21 protein-coding genes are annotated in these 23360 nt (G+C 67.9%); 10 read left to right on the top strand and 11 right to left on the bottom strand.

What is annotated here, in order from left to right; genetic code table 11:
* The first annotated feature begins 116 nt into the window (after positions 1-116).
* Positions 117-3161 carry an MMPL family transporter gene (locus IEV93_RS17290; RefSeq protein ID WP_188491181.1) on the top strand — a complete coding sequence of 1015 codons (3045 nt, stop codon included), beginning with the start codon at positions 117-119 and terminating at the stop codon, positions 3159-3161.
* 5 nt (positions 3162-3166) lie between these two features.
* On the opposite strand, the gene IEV93_RS17285 is transcribed toward IEV93_RS17290, so the two are convergent.
* From IEV93_RS17285 to IEV93_RS17270, 4 genes are all read right to left on the bottom strand, one after another.
* Complete coding sequence (locus IEV93_RS17285) at positions 3167-3751, bottom strand: TetR/AcrR family transcriptional regulator (protein ID WP_188491180.1); 585 nt, start codon at positions 3749-3751, stop codon at positions 3167-3169.
* An 87-nt stretch (positions 3752-3838) separates the two neighbouring features.
* Positions 3839-4780 (bottom strand): oxygenase MpaB family protein, encoded by a 942-nt coding sequence (locus IEV93_RS17280; RefSeq protein ID WP_188491179.1) that lies wholly within the window; start codon positions 4778-4780, stop codon positions 3839-3841.
* Between the two features lie 61 nt (positions 4781-4841).
* Positions 4842-5738, bottom strand: coding sequence for a 5-oxoprolinase subunit C family protein (locus tag IEV93_RS17275; RefSeq protein ID WP_188491178.1), 897 nt, complete (start codon positions 5736-5738; stop codon positions 4842-4844).
* Complete coding sequence (locus tag IEV93_RS17270) at positions 5735-6415, bottom strand: 5-oxoprolinase subunit B family protein (RefSeq protein ID WP_188491177.1); 681 nt, start codon at positions 6413-6415, stop codon at positions 5735-5737. The genes IEV93_RS17275 and IEV93_RS17270 overlap by 4 nt, the downstream gene beginning before the upstream one ends.
* 52 nt (positions 6416-6467) lie before the next feature.
* Here IEV93_RS17270 and IEV93_RS17265 point away from each other — a divergent pair, with 52 nt between their 5' ends.
* From IEV93_RS17265 to IEV93_RS17245, 5 genes are all read left to right on the top strand, one after another.
* Positions 6468-7412 (top strand): aldose 1-epimerase family protein, encoded by a 945-nt coding sequence (locus IEV93_RS17265; protein WP_229705268.1) that lies wholly within the window; start codon positions 6468-6470, stop codon positions 7410-7412.
* The gene (locus IEV93_RS17260) at positions 7409-8350 is read left to right on the top strand and encodes a carbohydrate kinase family protein (RefSeq protein ID WP_188491175.1); all 942 of its coding nucleotides are present in this window, start codon (positions 7409-7411) and stop codon (positions 8348-8350) included. Before IEV93_RS17265 ends, IEV93_RS17260 begins: the two co-directional genes overlap by 4 nt.
* 74 nt (positions 8351-8424) lie before the next feature.
* Positions 8425-9744 (top strand): citrate synthase, encoded by a 1320-nt coding sequence (locus tag IEV93_RS17255; RefSeq protein ID WP_188491174.1) that lies wholly within the window; start codon positions 8425-8427, stop codon positions 9742-9744.
* A 1-nt stretch (position 9745) separates the two neighbouring features.
* Complete coding sequence (locus IEV93_RS17250) at positions 9746-10120, top strand: FKBP-type peptidyl-prolyl cis-trans isomerase (RefSeq protein ID WP_229705267.1); 375 nt, start codon at positions 9746-9748, stop codon at positions 10118-10120.
* Positions 10110-11054 carry an ROK family protein gene (locus IEV93_RS17245; protein WP_188491172.1) on the top strand — a complete coding sequence of 315 codons (945 nt, stop codon included), beginning with the start codon at positions 10110-10112 and terminating at the stop codon, positions 11052-11054. The genes IEV93_RS17250 and IEV93_RS17245 overlap by 11 nt, the downstream gene beginning before the upstream one ends.
* 6 nt (positions 11055-11060) lie before the next feature.
* Here IEV93_RS17245 and IEV93_RS17240 read toward each other — a convergent pair whose 3' ends face one another.
* From IEV93_RS17240 to IEV93_RS17230, 3 genes are all read right to left on the bottom strand, one after another.
* Complete coding sequence (locus IEV93_RS17240; RefSeq protein ID WP_188491171.1) at positions 11061-11414, bottom strand: hemophore-related protein; 354 nt, start codon at positions 11412-11414, stop codon at positions 11061-11063.
* Positions 11415-11516: 102 nt separating this feature from the next.
* On the bottom strand, positions 11517-12830 hold the full coding sequence (locus IEV93_RS17235; protein WP_188491170.1) for a sensor histidine kinase: 1314 nt from the start codon (positions 12828-12830) through the stop codon (positions 11517-11519).
* A 58-nt stretch (positions 12831-12888) separates the two neighbouring features.
* Positions 12889-13629, bottom strand: coding sequence for a response regulator transcription factor (locus IEV93_RS17230; protein ID WP_188491169.1), 741 nt, complete (start codon positions 13627-13629; stop codon positions 12889-12891).
* A gap of 79 nt (positions 13630-13708) precedes the next feature.
* On the opposite strand from IEV93_RS17230, the gene IEV93_RS17225 reads away from it, so the two are divergent.
* From IEV93_RS17225 to IEV93_RS17210, 4 genes are all read left to right on the top strand, one after another.
* Positions 13709-15136 carry a cryptochrome/photolyase family protein gene (locus IEV93_RS17225; RefSeq protein WP_188491168.1) on the top strand — a complete coding sequence of 476 codons (1428 nt, stop codon included), beginning with the start codon at positions 13709-13711 and terminating at the stop codon, positions 15134-15136.
* Positions 15137-15217: 81 nt separating this feature from the next.
* Positions 15218-16483 carry an Nramp family divalent metal transporter gene (locus IEV93_RS17220; RefSeq protein ID WP_188491167.1) on the top strand — a complete coding sequence of 422 codons (1266 nt, stop codon included), beginning with the start codon at positions 15218-15220 and terminating at the stop codon, positions 16481-16483.
* A gap of 145 nt (positions 16484-16628) precedes the next feature.
* Positions 16629-18467 (top strand): ABC transporter ATP-binding protein/permease, encoded by a 1839-nt coding sequence (locus tag IEV93_RS17215; protein ID WP_188491166.1) that lies wholly within the window; start codon positions 16629-16631, stop codon positions 18465-18467.
* A gap of 70 nt (positions 18468-18537) precedes the next feature.
* Positions 18538-19791, top strand: coding sequence for an alpha-hydroxy acid oxidase (locus IEV93_RS17210; RefSeq protein WP_188491165.1), 1254 nt, complete (start codon positions 18538-18540; stop codon positions 19789-19791).
* A gap of 77 nt (positions 19792-19868) precedes the next feature.
* Here IEV93_RS17210 and IEV93_RS17205 read toward each other — a convergent pair whose 3' ends face one another.
* From IEV93_RS17205 to IEV93_RS17190, 4 genes are read right to left on the bottom strand one after another with little or no spacing between them, the layout of a single operon-like run.
* Entirely contained in the window at positions 19869-20924 is a 1056-nt protein-coding gene (locus tag IEV93_RS17205; protein ID WP_188491164.1) for an ABC transporter substrate-binding protein, read from the bottom strand.
* Between the two features lie 10 nt (positions 20925-20934).
* Positions 20935-21738, bottom strand: a complete 804-nt coding sequence (locus tag IEV93_RS17200; protein ID WP_188491163.1) for an ABC transporter permease — start codon at positions 21736-21738, stop codon at positions 20935-20937.
* A complete protein-coding gene (locus IEV93_RS17195) occupies positions 21735-22514 on the bottom strand; it encodes an ABC transporter permease (RefSeq protein ID WP_188491162.1) in 780 nt (259 codons plus the stop codon). The genes IEV93_RS17200 and IEV93_RS17195 overlap by 4 nt, the downstream gene beginning before the upstream one ends.
* On the bottom strand, positions 22511-23347 hold the full coding sequence (locus IEV93_RS17190) for an ABC transporter ATP-binding protein (RefSeq protein WP_188491161.1): 837 nt from the start codon (positions 23345-23347) through the stop codon (positions 22511-22513). Before IEV93_RS17190 ends, IEV93_RS17195 begins: the two co-directional genes overlap by 4 nt.
* Positions 23348-23360 lie beyond the last annotated feature (13 nt).

Genomic DNA, 23360 nt, shown 5'->3' with positions numbered 1-23360 from the left:
GCCGGATGCGAGCTGTGCAGCCGGCTGATCTCGCGGGGTTGCGCACTGCCTTGTATACGTTACTATGCGTAACACCATAGTGCGGTCGTCGCGCTGGACGAGGGGTTGGGCACCACATGGCACATGGCCGCAGCAGGTTCTTCGAGTCGGTGGGCGCGTTCTGCGTCCGGCACCGCTGGTGGATCATCGGGTTCTGGTTCGCGGTGATCGTCGGGCTCAACCTCGCCGTCCCTCAGATCGAGAAGACGGTGTCGGAGCGGTCGGCCGCGTTCCTCCCCGACGACATGCCCTCGGTCAACGCCCTGCGCGACATGTCCACCGACTTCGGGTCGCCCGCCTCGACCGCGGTGGGCAACGTGGTCCTCGCCGCGGACCGTGGCATCGACGACGCCGACGGTCGGTACTACGCCCAGCTGGTGTCGCGACTGACGGCCGACCGCGACAACGTCGCCTACGTCCTCGACATGTACGGCAACCCGGCCACCCGGGACGCCGCGCGGAGCCCGGACGGCAAGGCGGTCACCGTGATGGTGGCCGCGCAGGGGGACGTGGGCAGCACCCGCGCCCATCACAGCACCGTCGAGATCCGTTCGGCCATCGACTCGATCCCGAAACCGGACGGGCTGTCGGTGTACTACACCGGCGCCTCACCGACGCTGGCCGATCTGTTCTCCTCGATCGACGTGTCGTTGCTGATCATCACCGTGGTGTCGGTCGTGCTCATCACCCTGATGCTGCTCATCGCCTACCGGTCGATCATCAGCGCGCTCATCCCGCTGCTGACGATCGGCATCGGGTTGGGGGTGGTCCGGCCGATCATCTCCGCGCTCGGCGCCCACGAGGTGCTCTCGATCTCGAACTTCACCATCGCCATCATGACGGCGCTGATCCTCGGGGCCGGAACCGATTACGCCATCTTCCAGATCGCCGGATATCACGATGCGCGACGGGCGGGAGCCGATCCGGACACCGCGGTCGCCATCGCCAGTGCGAAGGTGTCGCCGATCCTGCTCGCCTCCGCCCTGACCATCGCCGCCGCCGCAGGCGCGATGGCCTTCACCAAGGTGGGCATGTTCAAGACCGCCGGTCCGCCCACCGCCATCGGGGTCCTGGTCGTGATGGTCATCTCGGCGACTCTGACCCCCGCGCTGATGTCGGTCGCGGGACGGGCCGGGCGCCTGCAGCCGAAGGTGTCGACCGAGCGTCGGTGGCGTCGTCGCGGGGTGACGATCATCCGGCACGCAGGTCCGCTGACCGCGGTGTCGATGGTGGTGTTGATCCTGCTCGCGCTGGTGATCCCGACGTTCCGGGTGAGCTTCAACGAGGAGTCGGTGCAGCTCTACGCCAACGACTCCACCCGTGGTTACGACGCGGTGCTCAAACACTATGGCGTCAACGAGATCCTGCCGGAGTACCTGATCGTTCGGGCTGATCACGACATGCGCAACACCAACGACCTCGCCGCGCTGGAGATGATGGCGATGTCGGTGTCGAAGCTGCCCGACATCGCCTACGTCCGGTCGATCACGCGTCCGGACGGGAAGCCGATCCCCGAGGCGTCCACTGGATTCCAGGTGGGACAGGTGGGCAATCGCCTCGACGACGCCCACCGGCAACTCGTCGCGGCGTCACCGCAGTTGCAGCAGCTCGCATCGGGGGTCACGGCGTTGCGCGACGGGGCCGACGACGCCGCGGCGCAACTCCCGCGATTGGTGGACGGGACCGATCAGGTCGTGGGGCTCGCCGACGGTGTGCTCGACGCGGTCGACACCGCCACACGCATCGTGACCACCGCGTCGAACGGTCGGCTCACCCTCCCGCAGGGAATCGGCGAGTTGTCCTCCCTCGCTCGGGTTCTCGGGTCACTGGTGGACGCGGTCTCGACGAGCAACGGTCGGACGCTCGCGGTGGCCGGCCGACTCGACGACGTGTTCGGCCCGATGCTCACCGCAGCGCCCGACGCGAGATGCCTGGCCGATCCGGCCTGCATGACCGCACGTGCTGCGTTTGGTGTCCTCGACCGCGCCACGGCCGGTGCCGCCTCGCGATCACTGCGCCAGGTCGTCGGCCTGGCCGGCGTCCCCGGTGACGTGGTGGCGACCGCGCGGGCGTTGCTGCCCGACATCCGGACCGGACTGGCCCAGATGCGCGGCCTCCTCGACGGTCTCGGGGGCAGGACGCCCGAACAACTCCGCGCCGATCTCGGTCGGCTGACCTCGGGGATGGCGCAGTTGTCGACGGGGATGTCGCAACTGGCGACCGGTCTGCGCCAGGTCAAGGACGGCACCGACAAGACGGTGTCGCTGACGGGGCAGCTCACCGCCGGCCTCGGCACCGCGAGTGGGTACCTGACCACCATGGCGGACGCGACGACGTCGGGTCCGGGATCGGGGTTCTATCTCCCCGCCCAGGCGCTGGGCGATCCGCGGTTCGTCGCCGGTACGAAACTGTTGTTGTCGCCGACCGGCAAGACCGCGCGGATGCTGGTGATCCGCAGCATCAACCCGTACAGCGACGCCGCGATGCGCAGCGTCGGTGACATCGCCACGACCGCGAAAACCGCCACCGCGGGCACGGTCCTCGAGGGTGCGAACGTCTCGTCGACCGGGCTGACGTCGCTCTCGGCGGACATGAACAAACAGGTCAACCGCGACTTCGCGTTGTACGCGATCGTCGCCATCACGGCGGTGTTCCTGATCCTGTCGGTTCTCCTGCGCAGCCTGCTCGCGCCGCTGCTGCTGGTCCTCGCCGTCCTGCTGTCGTTCGCGGCCACGGTCGGACTCGCCATCCTGTTCTGGCAACACGGCCTGGGCATCGACCTCGACTGGTCGGTGATCCCGCTGGCGTTCATGGCTCTCGTGGCGGTCGGCGCCGACTACAGCATGCTGTTCGCGTCACGGATACGGGAACACTCGGCGACGGGCATGGTCGGCGGCATCATCCGCGGGTTCGGCACGACCGGCGGTGTGATCACCACGGCCGGGATCGTGTTCGCGGTGACCATGTTCGCGTTGATGAGCGCGACGGTGATCAACCTGCTGCAGTTCGGGTTCACCGTGGGTGTCGGTCTGATCCTCGACGTGGTGATCGTCCGGTCGATCCTCGTGCCCGCCGCGATGGCGCTGATCGGCAACCGGATCTGGTGGCCGGCGAAGGTGTGACGGGCTCAGGCGGGGGTGTCCGGGAGGGCCTCGGCGACGATGCGCCGGAGCTCTCCGGCCACGTCGGTCAACGGGGTCAGCGAACGGCGGGAGCGGGCGAGGACCAGCGCGCCCTCGAAGGAGGCGACGACCATCGAGGCCAGCGGCTCTGATCGCGTCGGATCGACACCCCACGCGACGAGGCTGTCGGTGAGGGCGACGTGCCAGTCGGTGAAGATCTGCTCGACGGTGGACTGGAGGTCCGGGCTGCTCTCGGCTCCGCCGACCGCGGCGGCGACCACAGGGCATCCGTGGGCGTAGTCGCTGGAGACCAGCATGTCGGTCCAGAACCCGACGAAGGTCTCGATGGCCTCCAGTGGCGATGTCTGGGCGCCGTTGACCACCATCGCGGTCATCAGGTCACCGGCGTTGCGCAGCGCCTCGGACACGATCTGGTCGCGGCCACCGGAGAAGTGGTGATAGACCGAACCGCGGGGTGCGCCGCTGTCGGCGAGGACCGCGTCGACCGTCACCGCCGCCGCGCCGTTGCGCTGCATCAGTGCGATCGCGCTGTGCAGCATCCGTGCGCGTGTGTCCGTCCGCCGAGCCATCTGTCCACCGTTCGAGTCGAAGTATGCCGTTCAGCATAGTCGCCCGGCGGTGGCGCGACGGCGGAACGGATCCGTCGCGCGTGGGTGTCAGGTCCGCTGCCAGGGCAGATCGGCCCGTCGCGCGGCGTTGACCGGGCAGTAGTGCACCGGTGAATCCTGCTGGTCGGGCGGTGGGAGGTTACGGACGGGCGTCTCGATGAACGGTTCACCGGCGCCGACTCGGCCCGACACCCGGTCCCACCCGTCCCGTGCGCGCGGGTGCAGCCGGTACCGCGGCGGTACGAGTCGGAACGCGCGGTCGACGATCCGGCCGAGCCTGCGCAGTCGGCGTTCGTCGCGCTCGGTCCAGGTCAGGCCGAGCATCGCGCGGACCGGCTCGTCGTAGAGCCCGGTGGTGATCCACATGAACCCGTGGGCCACGGGCGCGGCGAGTCGTCGCCACACGGGCACCGGCATCCACGAGATCCACGGCGGCGGTGGCAGTTCGGTGATGTCGAGGACGGTTCGCACCGCGGGGTGGTCTTCGAGGACACTGCGGCACATGTGATCCCAGTAGACGAGGAAGTCCTCGTAGGTGTCCGGGCACGGCCGCATGCTGACGCCGTAGGACGCGTACCAGGTGCGCGACTCAGCGAACAGGGCGCGTTTGTCCGCCTCGGTGATCGGCGGACCGAAGATCTCGGCGCAGCGGATGTTGCCGTACCAGAACGTGGCGTGCGCCCAGTAGAAGACGTCGGGGTCGAGGGCGTGGTAGCGACCACCATCGGGCATGTCGCCCTTGATGGTTCGGTGGTAGTCGCGGACCTCGGAGCCGGTGTCGGTGGTCTGGTCGAACACGACGCCGATGATCGGGTAGAGCGAACGCATCAGGCGTTGCCAGCGCTCGTCGAAGAAGTCGGAGTGTTCCCACACCGCGGCACCGAGTTTCGGGTGCATGTTCTGCATCGACCCGGACCACAGCCCCATCAGCATCCCGCGCCAGCCGCCGAAGTACCGCCACGTGACCGAGTCGGGTCCCAGCACCGTCATGAGACGGAACGCTATATTCGTCTCACCGCACTGTCAACGGCGCAGTGTCACTGGCGCAGTGTCAACGATGCAGCCGGACCCGTTGACCCGGCACCAGTTGGGCGGCACGGTCGACGGAGTCGGCGGTCAGGACCGCGGCGACCGGGTAGCCGCCGGTGACCGGATGGTCGGCGAGAAAGACGACCGGTTGCCCGCTCGGCGGTATCTGCACCGAACCCAGCGCCACCCCCTCGGATGCGACCGTGCCACCGTCGGAACGGGTCTCGGGCAGTGCGCCGTCGGCGTCGATGCGGTCGAGTCGCACGCCGACGCGGTTGCTCGACGGGTTGACCGTCCAGAGTCCGTCGTACAGGACGCCGGGGTCGATGAGCGCCTGCGCCCGCGGCCCGGGTTCGGCGTGCAGCGCGACCACGTCCTCGGTCACCGACGTCATGGTGCCGGGCGCCTCGGTGGTGCTCGGCCACGCGTCGCGTTCGGACCCCACGGCGACGCGATCGCCGACGGCAAGCGGGGCGGGGCCCAGCTCCGACAGGGTGTCGGTCGAGCGCGACCCGAGCACCGACGGGACGTCGATGCCGCCGCGGACCGCGAGGTAGGTCCGCAACTGCGACGTGGGAGTGCCCAGCGACACCGTCTGCCCGTCGCGCACGACGAACGCCGCACCGGGGCCGGTGGGTCGGCCGTCGACCAGCACTGCGCACGGTGCGCCGGTCACGACCATCAGCAGATCCCCGGCGACGGTGACCGACAACCCGCCCAGGGTCACCTCGACACCCGCGGCGCCCTCCGGGTTGCCGACCAGACGGTTCGCGAGTCGCAGCGCCCCACGATCGGCCGCGCCCGACAGGGGGACCCCGAGGTGCGCGTACCCGGGGCGGCCCAGGTCCTGCACGGTCGACAGCGCACCGGTGGCGAGGACGTCGAGGTGCTGCGGATGCGCGCCGGACGGCCGCGTCACGTGGCCTCGAATCGCACGAGTCGGCCGGGGGTGAGGACCGCAGGCGGCTGGGCGTCGACGTCCCACAGCGCGATGTCGCTGCGGCCCAGCAGATGCCACCCGCCGGGACTCGCCCGCGGGTAGACCGCGCTGTAGCCGGCGGCGACGGCCACCGCGCCCGCGGGCACCGAGGTCCTCGACTCCGAGCGCCGGGGCACCGACCGCAGGGCGTCCAGGCGACCGGGCCCGGGTCGGTCGGGCACGAGGTATCCGAAGCCCGGGGCGAAACCCATGAACGCGACGCGCCAGATCGTCTCGCGGTGGGTGGCGATCACCTCGTCGACGTCGAGGCCGGCGAGGTCGGCGACCGCATCGAGATCGGGGCCGTCGTATCGGACACCGATGACGACCGGTTCGTCGGATGCGGAGGCGGTGTCGGGGTCACCGGCCGCGATCGGCGACGGGGTCGACGTCCTGCGCAGCGTCCGATGCAGTCCGAGGTGGTCGAGTCCGCGGCCCGGGACCGCCTGTACGAGGACGGTCGTCTCGGCGGGCACCACGTCGGTTACCGTGGGCAGTTCGCCGCCGGTCATGGCGGCGCGCAGGCGGCTCGCGACATCGAGTGCACTGCGCCAGGGCGTGTCCTCGTCGGAGAAGTCCAGCAGCAGCGCGTCGCGTCCCGCGGGTAGCTCGCGCATGCGTCCAAAGCTATCGCAGAACGACATCCGACCCGTGTGCCAGACTCGCAATGTGGGTGAGTACAGAATTGCTGCAGGCGAGTACAGCGCGCTGATCGTGGCCCGCGGTGCGGCGCTGCGCGAGGTCCGACACGGCGACCGACTGCTGACCGAGACCTGGGACGTACCCGAGGGCGAGAAGCCACCGCTCTCGGCCGGGTTGGTGCTGGCACCCTGGCCGAACCGCACCGCCGACGGGCAGTTCACCTTCGACGGTGTCGACCATCAGCTCGACATCACCGAGAAAGAACGCAACAACGCCAACCACGGGTTCGTCCGCACCGTGGAGTGGAACCTGCACGACGCCACGGAGCGGTCGGTGACGCTCGGTGTGCCGATCGGTCGGCACCCGGGATGGCCGTTCGACCTCACCCTGACGGTCGAGTACGCCCTCGACGCCGACGGCGGCCTGACCGTCACCCACACCGCCGCCAACACCGGCGACGTGCGCGCACCGTTCGCGCTGGGTCAGCACACCTTCATCCGTGCCGGTGACGCCGAGATCGACGACTGCACACTGACCCTCGCGGCGGACTCGACCCTTCCGCTCGACCCCGAACGGCAACTGCCGCAGGGTGATCCGGTCGAGGTGGCCGGCACCGACCTCGACTTCCGGGCCGAACGTCGTCTGGCTGGGGTGTGGATGGACAACCCCTTCACCGACCTCGTCGTGACAGACGGTCGGCACCGCAGCCGGCTCACCGCACCCGACGGCGACTCCACCGAACTGTGGACCGACCGCAACTTCGGGTGGGCGCAGGTCTTCACCGCCGACCCCGATCACGACCAGCCCTTCCCGGGCCGCGGTCGTGCGCTCGCCGTCGAGCCGATGACCGCCCCGCCCAACGCCCTGGCCAGCGGCACCGACCTCATCGTCCTCGAACCGGGCCAGCAGTGGTCGGGGACATGGGGGCTGCGAACCATCGCCGCCCTCCAGGTCGGCCCCCAGAGCTCATGAGAGAGATCGTCGTCTGCGGCGAGTCCCTCGTCGACCTCGTGCTCGACGCCCGCGGGTTCGACGGACCCGGCCAGCCCCCGCTGCAACCGGCGCTCGGTGGCGGGCCCTTCAACGCGGCCATCGCGCTCGGCCGGCTGGGTTCGGCGGTGTCGTTCTGCTCCCGGGTGTCGACCGATCACTTCGGGGACGAACTCGTCGCCTCGTTGCGCGCGGCCGGGGTGAACCTGTCGTTGGTCCAACGCGACGAGGCCCCCACCTCGCTCGCGTTGGCGGCGATCGGGGAGGACAACGCCGCGAGCTACACCTTTTATGTCGAGGGCACCGCGGACCGGCTCGTGACCGATCCCGGCGCCCTGCCGCGGTCGGTGGCCGCACTCTGCTTCGGAACGCTGTCATTGGTGCTCGAACCCGGCGCGTCGGTCTATGAGCAGATGATGCACACCCACCACGCCCAGGGGCGGTTGATCATGGTCGACCCGAACATCCGCACCGTCGCCATCGACGCGCCGGACGCCTACCGGGCGCGGTTCCGGTCGTGGCTGCCGTCCATCGACATCGTGAAGGTCTCCGATGACGACGCCGAGTGGCTGGGCAAGGGCCCCAACGGATCCCATCCCGGCGACTGGCTCGCGGCGGGGGTCGGTGCGGTCGTCGTCACGCGCGGCGGGAAGGGCATCTCGGTGACCACCGCGTCCGGGACGGTCGAGGTCACCGCGCCCACGGTCACCGCGGTCGACACGATCGGGGCGGGTGACACCGTCGTCGGCGCCCTGCTGCACTGGCTCGGTGGGCACGGGTCCCTCGGCCAGGAGGGGGTGCGGTCGATGGACGACGACGCCTGGCGCGAGGCGCTCACCTACGCCGCGCGGGCCGCCGCGATCACCGTCTCGCGAGCAGGCGCCGACCCTCCGTGGGCGGGCGAGCTGACGAACGACTAGGTTGTTCTCAGGCTTAAGTACACCCTTGTCAACCGGTTCACAAGACCGTTCCAGCCATTCGAAAAGGGGCCCGAGTGTCCGCCGAAGCAGTGTCGTCCAACGATTCGACAGCCCAGTCCGCACGTTTCACCTACCCGGGTGGCGAGCTCGATCTCCCCATCGTCGAGGCGACCGAGGGCAGCTCCGGCGTCGCTCTCGGGAAGTTCCTCTCCGAGACGGGGCTCACGACCTTCGACGGTGGTTTCGTCAACACCGCGTCCACCAAGTCGGCGATCACCTACATCGACGGTGACGCGGGCATCCTGCGCTACCGCGGGTACCCGATCGACCAGCTCGCCAAGCAGTCGACGTTCATCGAGGTCAGCTACCTGCTGATCTACGGCGAGCTGCCGACCCCGAGTGAGCTCGACGACTTCACCAACCGGATCCAGCGGCACACCCTGCTGCACGAGGACCTCAAGCGGTTCTTCGACGGCTTCCCGCGCAACGCCCACCCGATGCCGGTGCTCTCCAGCGCCGTCAACGCGCTGAGCGCCTACTACCAGGACTCGCTCGATCCCAAGGATCCCGAGCAGGTCGAGCTGTCGACGATCCGTCTGCTGGCCAAGCTGCCGACGATCGCGGCGTACGCGTACAAGAAGTCGGCCGGCCAGCCGTTCCTCTACCCGGACAACTCGCTGAGCCTGGTGGAGAACTTCCTGCGGATGACGTTCGGTTTCCCGGCCGAGCCGTACGAGGTCGACCCCGAGGTCGTCAAGGCCCTCGACATGCTGTTCATCCTGCACGCCGATCACGAGCAGAACTGCTCGACGTCGACGGTGCGGCTGGTCGGTTCGTCGCAGGCCAACCTGTTCACCTCGATCTCCGGTGGCATCAACGCACTCTGGGGCCCGCTGCACGGCGGCGCCAACCAGGCCGTGCTCGAGATGCTCGACGACATCAAGGCGGGCGGTGGCGACACCAAGGACTTCATGAACCGCGTGAAGAACAAGGAAGCCGGCGTAAAGCTGATGGGATTCGGCCACCGGGTCTACAAGAACTACGACCCGCGTGCGGCCATCGTCAAGGAGACCGCGGACACGATCCTGCAGACCCTCGGTGTCACCGACGATCTGCTCGACATCGCCAAGGGTCTCGAGGACGTCGCCCTGCACGACGACTACTTCATCGAGCGCAAGCTCTACCCGAACGTGGATTTCTACACCGGACTCATCTACCGCGCCATGGGATTCCCCACGCGCATGTTCACCGTGTTGTTCGCGCTCGGCCGTCTGCCGGGCTGGATCGCGCACTGGCAGGAGATGAATGCCGACCCCGGTACCAAGATCGGGCGTCCGCGCCAGATCTACACCGGGTACACCGAGCGCGACTTCACAGCTATGGGAGACCGTTGAGTTGAGTAAGCCCCAGGAAGAAAAGCCCACCGTCGATTTCCAGGAGGGCCCCGCTCCGACCGAGTTGGTGGCCACCGACATCGTCGTCGGTGACGGCGACGAGGCGATCGCCCACGGACTGGTCGACGTGCACTACGTCGGCGTCGAGTTCGACACCGGCGAGGAGTTCGACTCGTCGTGGGACCGCGGCCAGTCCGCGAACTTCCCGCTCGATCGTCTGATCCCGGGCTGGCAGGAGGGTATCCCCGGCATGAAGGTGGGCGGTCGTCGTCAGCTCACCGTGCCGCCGGAGCTCGCCTACGGCCCCGCGGGCGCCGGACACCGGCTGTCCGGCAAGACCCTGGTGTTCGTGATCGATCTCCTCGGTGTCGGCTAAGAATCTCGTCGCCGGCGTCGATGTCGGGGGAACCAACATCGAGGTCGGACTGGTCGATTCCCACCATCGGGTGGTCGACCGCGCGAAGGCGAACACCCCGACCGAGGGTCCGGATGCGGTGCTCTCGACGATCGCCGAACTGGTGTCGTCGTTCGACGCCGACCCGTGGGCGGTCGGTGTCGGGATCCCAGGAGTCGTCCACGAGGGCGACGTCCTGACAGTCCCCAATCTCTCCAACTGGCACGACAAGGTCGAGATCGGTGACGAACTCGGCAAGGCGCTCGGCATCCCGGTTGCACTCGGCAACGACGCGAACGTCGGACTGCTCGGCGAGTGGCTCGCCGGTGCGGCCGATGGCGCGGACAACGTACTGGGTCTCTGGATGGGCACCGGCATCGGTGGAGCACTGATCATCGACGGTGAACCGTTCAACGGATCCCGCGGTGCCGCAGGCGAGATCGGTCACGTGGTGGTCCAGGAACGTGGCGCGTTGTGCGGCTGCGGTCGGCGCGGGTGTGTGGAGGCCTACGCGGGCCGTCGGTCGATGGAGACCGCGGCCGCGGACATGGTGGAGGCGGGCCGGACCACGAGCCTGTTCGACATCCGTGACGAGCTCGGCAAGACCAAGATCACCTCGAAGGTGTGGAAGAAGGCGCTCGACTCCGGCGACGAACTGGCGGTGTCGTTGTTCGACACCGCGATCGACGCTCTCGGGGTCGCGATCGGGTCGACGCTCAACGTCCTCGATCTCGATCTGGTGGTGGTCGGTGGCGGCCTCGCCGAGAAACTCGGCCAGGACCTGGCCGATCGGATCGAAACCGCCACCGCGCCATGGGTTCTCCAACCCAACCCGGACCGCAGGTTCGTGGTCTCGGCGCTGGGTGACGATGCGGGCATCGTCGGTGCGGCCTCACTCGGCCGCAAGCTGCTCTGACCTGAATCAGAAGCGGCTGCAGGTGTTCTCGATGACGCCGATGCGCGCCTCGACGGCCGGGCGGTACTGGCGCAGCTGCGGGTAGCGGTTCAGATACTGCTCGGCCTCGGCGCGGCGGGCGGCGTCGGGCAGGGTCACGATCCGCTCGAACTCGGCCCGGATGCGCGGGTTGTCCAGGTACCGCGCGACCTCGGGGGCGTTGGCGTCGATCGACCGCTCGACCTGGCCCAGAGTGCAATTGGTGCCCGGCACCGGTGTGGCGGGCGGAGCGGCCGAGGCGGTCGCGGGTACGGCGAGCGCGGCCGCACCGATCCCCAGGGTGATGGCGCCCAACTTGATACGTGTGAATCGCGAACTCATGTGTGCCTCCTCGCGGGGTACGGGCTCATCGAGGGCGACACCGGCGTGGCTGCAGCGGCACCTCGGGCCCGAGATCCACCGTAGCGACGAAAATCGGACATGTCAGGTCGGTGTGTCGATGCCGATCGCCAATCGTGTCCCGCCGAGGGGGCTGTCGGACAGCTCGGCGGTGCCCCGATGCAGCGTCGCCTGCTGTGCGATCAGGGCCAGTCCGAGGCCGGACCCGGAGGCGGTGGTCGTGCCACGTTCGAAGCGCCCGAACAACCGCGCCCGATCGGCCGGTGGGATCCCCCGACCGTTGTCGTCGACCCAGATGACCGCACCACCGTGTGCGTCGAGCGGATGGGCGGACAACCGGATCTCGGTGGCCTGACCGTGCCGGACGGCGTTGATCACCGCGTTCTGGACCGCCATCGCGATCCCGGTCTCGACCACCGCGGCCGGCACCGACTGGTCGCCGTCGAGCGAGATCGTCACACCGTGCAGGCGCGCGGCCGACTCGGTCGCGACCCGGTCGAGGATGTCCACGACATCCATCCGCACCCGGTCGCGGCCGCCGAGCTCGCCCTGGGCCAGGTTCTCCAGCGACGCCAGCGTTTCCAGGATCCGACCGTGTGATCGGCGCAGGTCGGTGATGATCTCGGCGCGCGACGCCGCGTCGGGGGAGAAGGTGTCGAGGACCTCGAGGTCGGTGCGCATGGCGGTCAACGGGGTTCGCAGTTCGTGCGCCGAGACCGACGCGAAGTCGCGTGCGGTGGTCAGCGCCTCCTGGGTCCGGGCCCGTTCGTCGTCGACCCGCCCGAGCAGCGAGTTCATCGCCGCGGCGATCTCCTCGGCCTCACGCGCGCCGCGAACGGTGTGCAGTGCAGCGCGTTCGGGGTCCGCGGGTCCGGCGTCGACGGGCAACGCCTCGGTGTGTTTGGCGAGTCGGCGCAACGGGCGGATGGCCAATCCGCCGAGCAGCCAGGCGAGTACGGCCGAGGCCACGACCGCGGCCAACCCGATCAGCAGCAGGCCGCGTCGGAGTCCGTCGATCCGGTCCAGGGTGGGTTTGAGGGGTACGGCCACCGAGATGTTCGCTCCACCATTGAGGATCGAACTGTCCAGTACCGACACGGTTTTGACTCGGTACTTCGTGTTGTTGATCGTCGTGTCACGGATGCCGACGTCCTGCTGTGGGATCTGTGTCGGCGTGCTGAACAGGGCCAGTGCGCCGACCCGGGTGGTCGCGAGGGATCCGGAGGCGACGTTGTCGGCGATGGTGGTCGAGTTGGGGTTGGAGAGGCTGGGTTGCATGGCCGCCGAGAGGGTGTCGACGCGCGCGTCGAGTTCGCGATAGCCGCTCGTGCGGACCTGGGTCCAGGCGACCGCACCCACGAGGCCGACGATGATGACGGTGACCAGGGCGGCGGCCACCGTGACACGGGTGCGCAGAGAGGGGGACCGTCGCCGCCTGCGCACGCCGATCACGACCTCACGCCGATCTCCGGAGGACGAATCCGACCCCCCGCACCGTCTGGATGATGCGGGGTTGATCGTTCGCCTCCAACTTGCGTCGCAGGTAGCCGATGAACACGTCGACGACGTTGGTGTCGGCGGCGAAGTCGTAACCCCAGACCTGGCTGAGCAACTGTGTTCGGCTCAGCACCATCCCGGGGTGTTCGGCGAGGACCACGAGCAGCTCGAACTCTCGGCGGGTGAGGTCGACGGCGTGCTCACCGCTGTGGACGAGCCGGGACGGGATGTCGACGCGGAGGTGATCGAAGACGAGATGGTCGTCGGGACTGTCGGGTCGGCCCGTCTCCGGCGCCGGGGACGGTCGGCGGCGGAGCAGCGCCTTGATGCGGGCGATCAGCTCACCGAGGTCGAACGGCTTGGTCAGGTAGTCGTCGGCGCCGGCCTCGAGGCCGGCGATACGGTCGTCGACCGAGGTCCGGGCGGAGAGTACGCACACCGGGATGTCGTCGCCGAGGGCGCGCAGCGCGGTGACGACGCCGACGCCGTCGAGGCCGGGCATGTTCATGTCCAGGATCAGCAGGGCGGGGCGTCGCTGCGTCATCGACCGCAGGGCCTCCGCGCCACCGGTGGCGGTGCTGACGTCGAACCCGGCCAGGCGCAGGCCGCGTTCCAGCGAGTTCAGCACGTCGGGATCGTCGTCGACCACGAGGACGCTGACGTCGTTCCCGCGCTCGGACGCTGCGATCGGTTCGGTCATGGCCCCCATTGTGCCTGGGGGAGTCGTCCGATCCGCCGATGGTGACGGCGTGCGGCGAGGCGCCAGGCAGGATGGATGCATGAGTTCCTCCACATCGCTGCTCTGGTTTCGACGCGACCTGCGTCTGTCCGACCTGCCGTCCCTGCTCGCCGCGGCCGATGCCGCCGACCGCGTGCTCGCCTGCTTCGTCCTCGATCCGTGGCTGGTCAAGACCGCAGGCGACCGGCGGCTGAAATTCCTCTACGACTCGCTGCGCGGACTCGACGAGAAGCTCGACGGGCGGCTGCTGGTGGTGCGGGGCAAGCCGGAGAACCAGATCCCGAAGATCGCCAAGGCCATCGACGCGAACTCGGTGCACATCTCGGCCGACCACGCCCCCTACGGCGTCGCCCGCGACGCACGGGTCGAGGAGGCACTCAGTGGCATCAAGGGCGGTGACATCGAACTGCATTCGACGGGGTCGTCGTTCGCGGTCACCCCGGGGCGGGTCACCAAGAACGATGGCGAGCCGTACAAGGTGTTCACCCCCTATTTCCGCGCCTGGCGCGAGCACGGCTGGCACTCCCCGGCGCGGTCGGGCGCGAAGTCGGCGGACTGGATCGACCCGAAGGACGTCGTGGGTACCGGATCGTCGGACGTGCACGCCGTCGACATCCCCGACGTCGACGTCGAGCTGTCGATCCCGGCGGGTGAGGACGCAGCGCAGAAACGGTGGAAGCAGTTCCGTCAGGGCGCCGGGGACTACTCCCAGCACTCGGTGGAGGACTACGACGACGCCCGCGACCGACCCGATCTCGATGCCAGCAGCCGGATGTCGGCCTACCTGAAGTTCGGCAACATCCATCCGCGCACCATGCTCGCCGACCTCACCGAACTGGAGAAGGACAGCGACCACAAGGACGGGGCGACGGCGTACCTGCGTGAGCTCTGCTTCCGTGACTTCTACGCATCGGTGCTGCGTGAGTGGCCGCACAGCGCGTGGCACAACTGGAACCGCAGCTTCGACGCCATCGAGGTCGACGAGGACAAGGCCGCCCACGAGGCCTTCGACGCCTGGAAAGCGGGAAAGACCGGCTTCCCGATCGTCGACGCGGGCATGCGGCAGCTCTCCGGGTCGGGGTTCATGCACAACCGCGTCCGCATGATCGTCGCGTCGTTTCTCGTCAAGGATCTGCACGTGCCGTGGCAGTGGGGCGCCCGGTGGTTCCTCGACCAGCTCATCGACGGTGACCTCGCCAGCAACCAGCACGGGTGGCAGTGGACCGCGGGTTGCGGAACCGACGCGTCCCCGTATTTCCGGGTGTTCAACCCGACCACCCAGGGACTGAAGTTCGACCCGAGCGGCGACTACGTCCGACGCTGGGTGCCCGAACTCGCCGACGTGGAGGGCAAGGCGGTCCACGAGCTGAAGGACGGTCGGCCCTCGGACTACCCCGAGCCCATGGTCGACCACAAAGCCGAACGTGAAGAGGCCCTGCGTCGCTACGGACAGGTCTCCGGTAAGTGATCTGAGCAGCCAAGTTAGGCTCACCGAAGAATAATATTCGCCCGAGTTGAAGAATCTCGGCCGGTATGCGAGATTGTTCGGATGGCAGCTCCTCCCGTGGCACCCGAGACCGGCGAGAAGCCCGGCCGACCGGCGCGACGGCTCGCCGGTGTGGCGCTCCTGGGGCCGGCGTTCGTCGCCGCCATCGCCTACGTCGACCCGGGCAACGTCGCGGCCAACATCACCGCGGGCGCCCGCTACGGCTTCCTGCTGGTCTGGGTGCTGGTGATGGCCTGCGCGATGGCGGTGGTCATCCAGTACCAGTCGGCCAAGCTCGGCATCGTCACTGGCAAGACGCTGCCGTCGCTGATCGGGTCGCGTCTCAAGCGCAAGCATCGGCTCGCGTTCTGGGCGCAGGCCGAGATCGTCGCCGCCGCAACCGACATCGCCGAGGTCATCGGTGGCGCCATCGCGCTGCACCTGCTGTTCGACCTCCCGCTGCTTCTCGGCGGGGTGATCGTGGGCGTCATCTCGATGGGGCTGTTGACCTTTCAGTCCCGCAACCGCCAGCGCACCTTCGAATCGATCATCGCCGGACTGCTGCTGATCATCGTGGTCGGGTTCCTCGCCGGGCTCGTGGTCAACCCGCCGTCGGCGGGCAACGTCCTCGGTGGACTCGTCCCCCGGCTGCAGGGCACCGACACCGTGCTGCTGGCGACCAGCATGCTCGGCGCCACGGTCATGCCCCACGCCATCTATCTCCACTCCGCGCTGGTCGTCGACCGTCACGGGTTCAGCCCGAGCGTCGCCCGTCGTCGCCGACTCGTCAAGGCCACCCGGTGGGATGTGCTGGTGGCGTTGGTGATCGCCGGTGCGGTCAACATCGCTCTGCTGTTGCTCGCGGCGCAGAACCTGCAGGGCAAGGACGGCACCGACACCATCGAGGGTGCGCAGCGGGCGGTCGGCGACGCGATGGGTCCGGTGATGGCGACGGTGTTCGCTGTCGGACTCCTCGCCTCCGGACTCGCCTCGACGTCGGTCGGTTGTTATGCCGGCGCGTCGATCATGCAGGGACTGCTGAAGATTCGCGTCCCGATGTTCGTGCGGCGACTCGTCACGCTGATCCCGGCGCTGGTGGTCCTCGGCAGCGGGGTCGACCCCACCTGGGCGCTGGTCATCAGCCAGGTGGTGCTGAGCTTCGGCATCCCGTTCGCGATCATTCCGCTCGGCCGCCTCACCCGCGATCGCGAGATCATGGGGGAGTTCACCGATGCCGCCCCGCTACGGGTCGTCGCGATCGCGATCTCGGTGGTCGTGGTGCTGCTCAACATCGCACTGATCTTCCTCACCGTCACCGGCATCGGCTGAGCGATCCAGAGCTAAACCGTTCTCTCCGCTAACAATTCGCGGTTCTACCCTTCGGGCATTCCGCGCGAATCCGGCTGCGACAGGTTATTGTTCGCCCAACCTGTTGGTGTTGCAGCTTGACTGCGTGATCGAGGGAGTCCACGCCGTGACGGCAACCAGGGACTGGAGTCATGAGCTGGTCGAGTCGCTCTGGTGGCTCGCGCGGGCTTTCGGTATCTCCGCGGTGGCATTCCTGCTGGTCGCGTTCCTGCTCGCGAGGTTCACGGTCTGGGGCCGACAGTTCTGGCGACTCGGTCGTGGGAACTTCACCGGCCGTCAGGGCGTGACGACGTGGGTCATGTTCGTGGGTTTGCTGCTGCTGACGCTGGCCTCGGTCCGTCTGAACGTCCTGCTGTCCTATCAGGGCAATCAGTTGTTCACCGGTCTGCAGACCTTCGCCGAGGGGGCCGCACAGGGTGACTCCGCGATCGCGCAGACCGGCAAGGACGCGTTCTGGAACTCGATCCTGGTGTTCAGTGTGCTCGCGACGGTGTCCGTGGTCCGTGGGCTGTCGGTCTACTACCTCGGACAGGCCTTCGACATCCGTTGGCGGCTCTGGCAGACCGATCACGTCATCACCGACTGGCTCAAGGGTCGCGCCTACTACCGCAACCGTTTCATCGACAACACCATCGACAACCCCGACCAGCGAATCCAGGCCGACATCACCGACTACGTGCAGATCACCCGGACGTTGTCGCTGGGCGCGGTGTCGTCGATCGCCTCGATCATCGCGTTCACCCAGATCCTGTGGGAGCTGTCCGGGCCACTCGACATCTTCGGGGTCACGATCCCGCACGCGCTGGTGTGGTTGGTCTACACCTACGTCCTGGTGTCGACGGTGATCGCGTTCTGGATCGGTCGCCCGCTGATCAAGCTCAACTTCCTCAACGAGGCGTTCAACGCCACCTTCCGTTATGCGCTCGTCCGCGTCCGCGACGGCGCGGAGAACGTCGCGTTCTACCGCGGGGAAACCGTTGAGCGACACGGGTTGCTCTTCCGATTCGCCGGGGTGATCGCGAACTACTGGCGGCTGGTCAACCGGACCCTGCTCTTCAGTGGTTGGAACCTCATCGTCAGTCAGATCTCCGCGGTGTTCGCCTTCCTGATCCAGGCCCCGCGGTTCTTCAACGGTTCGCTGAGCCTGGGCGACCTGACCCAGACGTCGTCGGCCTTCACCTCGGTCCACGACTCGCTGTCGTTCTTCCGCGAGGCCTACGACACCTTCGCCGGCTATCGCGCGGCCCTCATCCGACTCGACGGGCTGATGGACGCCGACGAGAAGTCACGGGCGCTCCCGCAGGTGGGTGCCGGGGAGGATGAGACGATCTCGCTGCACAAGGTCGGGGTCTCGACACCGACCGGCGTACGCCTCATCGACAACCTCAGTCTCCGTCTCGAACGGGGGGAGTCGGTTGTCGTGAAGGGGAATTCAGGTGCCGGCAAGACCACGCTGCTGCGCGCGCTCGCGGAGATGTGGCCCTATGCCGACGGCGACATCGACCGGCCGGACGGGTCGCGCACGTTGTTCCTGTCGCAGATGCCGTACATCCCCCTGGGCATCCTGCGGGTCGCGGTGGCGTACCCGGCGACCGTCGAGGAGGTCGACGACGAGAGGATCTCCGCGGCGTTGGAGAAGGTGATGCTGGGCCACCTGGTGAGTCGGCTCGACGACCTCGAGGACTGGTCGAAGATCCTGTCGCCGGGTGAGCAGCAGCGCATCGCCTTCGCACGCATCCTGCTGCTGCGGCCGGCGGCGGTGTTCCTCGACGAGGCGACCTCGGCGGTCGACGAGGGGCTCGAGTACACGCTGTACAACCTGGTCAAGACCGAGGTCCCCGAGTGCATCGTGTTCTCCATCGGGCACCGCAGCACCATCGACCAGCACCACGATCGCCGTCTCGAGCTCACGGGGTCCGGAGGGTGGGAGCTCGAAACCGTCTGATCGGGCCGCCCCGACAGGCGTGCGCCTTCGATACGTTGGAGTCCTCGGGGCGATGGAGAGGGTGTGTGGAATGAAACGTCGGGTACCCAAGGTCGCCGACCTCGCCCCGCTGATGCAGTTCAAGAAGCCGGAGCTCAACGCCAAACGTCGCCGTCTGGAGAAGGCGTTGACGATCGAGGATCTGCGCAGGATCGCCAAGCGTCGCACGCCGAAGGCCGCGTTCGACTACACCGACGGGTCCGCCGAGGCCGAACTGTCGATCGAGCGGGCGCGACAGTCGTTTCGCGACATCGAGTTCCACCCGGCGATCCTGCGGGACGTCTCCACCGTGGACACCAGCTGTCAGATCCTCGGCGGCAGTTCCAGCATGCCGTTCGGGATCGCGCCGACCGGCTTCACGAGGATGATGCAGACCGAGGGCGAGTACGCCGGGTCGCGGGCCGCCGGTCGCGCGGGCATCCCGTTCTCCCTGTCGACCATGGGCACCGCGTCCATCGAGGACGTGCGCGACGCCAATCCGGATGGCCGCAACTGGTTTCAGCTGTACATGTGGAAGGACCGCGACAAGTCGATGGCGCTCGTCGAGCGCGCCGCGGCCGCCGGATACGACACGCTGCTGGTGACCGTCGACGTCCCGGTGGCCGGCGCGCGGCTGCGGGACAAGCGCAACGGGATGTCGATACCGCCCGCACTCACGCCCGCGACCGTCCTCGACGCGTTGCCGCGCCCGCAGTGGTGGATCGATTTCCTCACCACCGAGCCGCTTGCGTTCGCCTCGCTGGATCGATGGTCGGGGACCGTCGCCGAGTTGCTGGACACCATGTTCGACCCGACCGTCACCTTCGACGACCTCGCCTGGATCAAATCGCAGTGGCCCGGAAAGCTGGTGGTCAAGGGGATCCAGACGATTGCCGACGCACGGGCCGTCGTCGACCTGGGCGTGGACGGCATCATCCTGTCGAATCACGGCGGGCGACAGCTGGATCGGGCGCCGATCCCGTTCCACCTGCTCCCAGAGGTCGCCGCCGAGCTCGGCGGGCGTACCGAGATTATCCTCGACACCGGCATCATGTCGGGCGCCGACATCGTCGCGGCCATCGCACTCGGCGCCGACTTCACCCTCGTCGGGCGGGCCTATCTCTACGGGTTGATGGCCGGTGGTGAGGCGGGGGTCGACCGGGCCATCGAGATCCTGAGTGAACAGATCACCCGCACGATGCGGTTGCTCGGCGTCACCTCGCTCGACGCGCTCACCCCGGCCCACGTGACGCAATTGGTCCGGCTGGCACCGCGACCGGCCGGGATCGACCACTCACCAGGCTGAACGCGCGCCCATCGTTCGCCCGCGCGCGAACCGGGGCGCGCGTCTGATCGGTAGACGCGCGTTCACCGCGGGTGGCGTCAGACCGACTTCTTCAGATCCGGGTTCTCGGCGTAGACCTCACCGAGCACCGACATGTCGAAGATGTCCGCGGCAGCGATGGTGTAACCCGCCTTGGCGAGCGCTTCGATGTTCTCCTGGATCAGAGCGTCGGTCATGGTCAGCAGACCGTTCGCCTTGGTGTCCGCCGAAACGACCAGTTCGTTCTGTGCGACGGCCTCTTTGAGCTGTTCGGCCATATCCAGCTTCAGTGACTTGCCATAGACGTTGGCTGCCAGCTCGGCGGATTTCTGCGGGTTGGCCACCGCATCGTTCCACCCCTGCACCTCGGCCTTGAGAAACTTCTTCAGCTTGTCGCGCTCGTTGTCGATGGTCTCCTGCCGCACCACCAGGGTCTCGGCGACCAGTGGGAGGTTGTTGTCGGCGAACAGCAGCGTCGCAGTGGGGAAGCCGCCGGCAGCCAGGGTGATCGGCTCGTTGGTGCTGTAGGCCACCCAACCATCCACGTCGCCCGTCGTCAGCGGTGTGGGGTCGTACTGCACGGTGATCTTCTGGATGTCGCTCTCGGAGATGTTGTTCGCAGTGAGCAGCGCCTTGAAGACGTTCTCGTTCGACGCCTGCACGCCGATCTTCTTACCCTTCATGTCCGCCGGGGTGTTGATCGGCTTCTTCGCGTCGGACATGATGCAGAACGGGTTCTTCTGGTACGTCGCGGCGACCGTCTTGAGCTTGGCGCCCTTGAGGATCACCGGCGCGGTGAGCTGCGGCGCGGTGGTGCCGATCCACACCTTGTTCGACGTCAGTCCGGTCTCCACGCCGGTTCCCGCGCCACCGCCGGTGATGAGTTCGGGATCATCCAGGCCGGCGGCCTTGTAGTACCCGCTCGACAAGGCGTGATACTCGCCGGCGAACTCGATGTTCTTGATCCACGAGAGTTGCATCTTGATCGCGTCCGAGCTCGACGACGATCCCGAACTGCAGGCGGCGAGAACACCTGCCCCGCCGACGGTCCCGACGGCGCCGCCGGCGATGAGGGAGTACCGCAGGAACGAGCGGCGGTCGAATGTGTGGGTCATGGGTGGCTCCTCATGTCGGTTCGGTGCCCATCCGGGCGAGGACGATCTTCTCGATGACGCCGACGATCGCGTACAGGACGATCGAGCTGACGGTGATGACGACGACCGAAGCCCACAGTTCGTCGTAGGCGGCGGCGGGCAGGGCCTGCTGCAGGCTGGCGCCGAGACCCTTGTTGGTTCCCAACCATTCGGCGACGGTCGCACCGATGATCGCGCCGGGCACCGAGATCTTGGCCGCGGCGAACAGGGCAGGCACCGCGGACGGCAGGGCGGCCATCCGCATCGTCGTCAGTCGCGTTCCCCCGTAGGCGGTGATCACGTCGCTGATCTGCCGCGGGGCGTTGTTCAGCCCGGTCATGATCATCACCAGCGCCGGGAAGAACACGATGATCCCGCCCATCACGGCGATGCAGGCGGGACCACGCCCGACGATCATCGTGATCAACGGCGTCATCGCGACCAGCGGCACCGACCGCAACAGCATCGCCAGCGGCATGAACGTCTGCGCGGCCGGTCGGAACATCACGAACACCGCGGCGACGACGACCGCGGCCAACATCCCGGTGACGAACCCGATCGCCGTGTCGCCGAGCGTGATCCACAGGTCGCCGAGGATGTCCGAGCGCTGCGTCGACGCGTCTGCGCCGGTGAAGAGGTAGCTGAACACGTCGATGGGGGTGCGGCCGATGATCGGCCCGATATCGGGGAACGCCAGGAGGAACAGCGACCAGATCACCAGGATCAACACGAGCGAACCCAGCAGGGCGCCGAGGAACTTCGCGGTCGCGGTGAGGGCGGGCATCCGAGTGGTCATGCGAGCACCGCGTTCCCGGTCGACCACCGTGTCGCGAACACCGAGACGAGCGACACGATGGCGTAACCGATACCCGCGATGACACCGGCCAGCAGAGCGATCGCCCACACCTGGGGGATGGCCGCCTGCTGCTGGGCGAGGATCAGCGCCGGGCCGATGCCCTGCTCCGGCATCGACAGGAACTCTCCGAGAACCGCGCCGAGGACTGCGGCCGGGGCCGCGATCTTCAGCGCACCCAGGATGTTCGGCACGGCCGCGATGAGTCGGATGCGGACGAGTTGGGAGAAGGCGCCGCCGCCGTAGACCCGAACCAGGTCGAGACTGGCCTGCTGTGGTGACCGAAGGCCGGTGAGGGTGCCGATCATCGTGGTGAAGAAGACCGAGATGGCGGCGAGGAACACGATCATGGTCTGCACCTCCGCGAACGCGACCTGCACGATGGGTGCGACCGCGATCAGCGGCGTGCAGTAGCTGATGATGGCCAACTGTGTTGCCAGGCCCTCGATCAGCGGGATGATGACGACCAGCAGTGCGAGCACGATCGCCAGCAGGTTGCCCCACAGGAACCCGCGCAGGGCGAGCTCGATGGTCGGTGTGAAGTTGGTGGAGTAGAACTCCGACCCCTGCTCGCCGATCGCCCGGAGCACGGCGAACGGGGTCGGGATGGTGCCCTTGAACCAGGCGAACACACCCGCGATCCACCACAGGGCGAGGACGGCCACGAGTCCCAGAGCACCTGCGCCCCAGCGGGACCCGAAGGCACGCAATCCGGTCATCCGGCGCCGTCCGCGTGCGAGAGGTCGGCGGGTGCCTGCGAGCGGCCGAACAACAGGCCGCTGAGGTGATCGTGCAGCGCATGGAACTGCGGTGTCCGCATCATCTCCGGCACCCGGGGACGGGGGAGGTCGATGGGCAGGATCTCGATGATCCGACCGGGACGCGGGCTCATCACGGCGACCTCGTCGGAGAGGAACACCGCCTCGGCGACGCCGTGGGTGACCATCAGCGTGGTGGCCGGCTTCTCGGTCCAGATCCGCAGCAGCTCGATGTTCAGGCGCTGCCGCGTCATGTCGTCGAGTGCGCCGAACGGCTCGTCGAGCAGCAACGCGGTCGGTCGGACCACGAGTGCCCGGGCGATCGAGACCCGTTGACGCATACCGCCGGACAACGTGGCGGGTTTGGCCTTCTCGAAACCGTTCAGTCCGACGAGGTCGATGAGTTCGGCGATCAGCGCGTCGTCGGCGGGAAGGCCGGCCACCTGCAACGGCAGCTTGATGTTGGCCTCGACACTGCGCCACGGCAGCAGAGCCGAGTCCTGGAACGCGATGCCCAGGCCGTGATCGCCCTGCAGTTCCTTCGGGGAACGTCCGTTCATCAACGCGGTTCCCGAGGTCGCGGCCTCGAGACCGGCCAGGACACGGAGCACGGTCGACTTCCCGCATCCCGACGGACCGAGGAGTGCGAGGAACGATCCCTCGGAGGTCTTCAGCGTGACGTCGTCGAGCGCGGTGACGGTCTTCGAGCGACTGCCGAACACCTTGGTGAGGCCGCTGATGTCGATGCCCGTCCCTGGGGGACGGGCACCGGACTGCGGGGCGAGGTCAACCATGTGCGCGACGCTA

The organism is Williamsia phyllosphaerae, assembly GCF_014635305.1.
Lineage (GTDB): Bacteria > Actinomycetota > Actinomycetes > Mycobacteriales > Mycobacteriaceae > Williamsia_A > Williamsia_A phyllosphaerae.
Note: the sequence above shows the minus strand (reverse complement) of the source record. Positions and strands in the feature narration are given on the sequence as shown.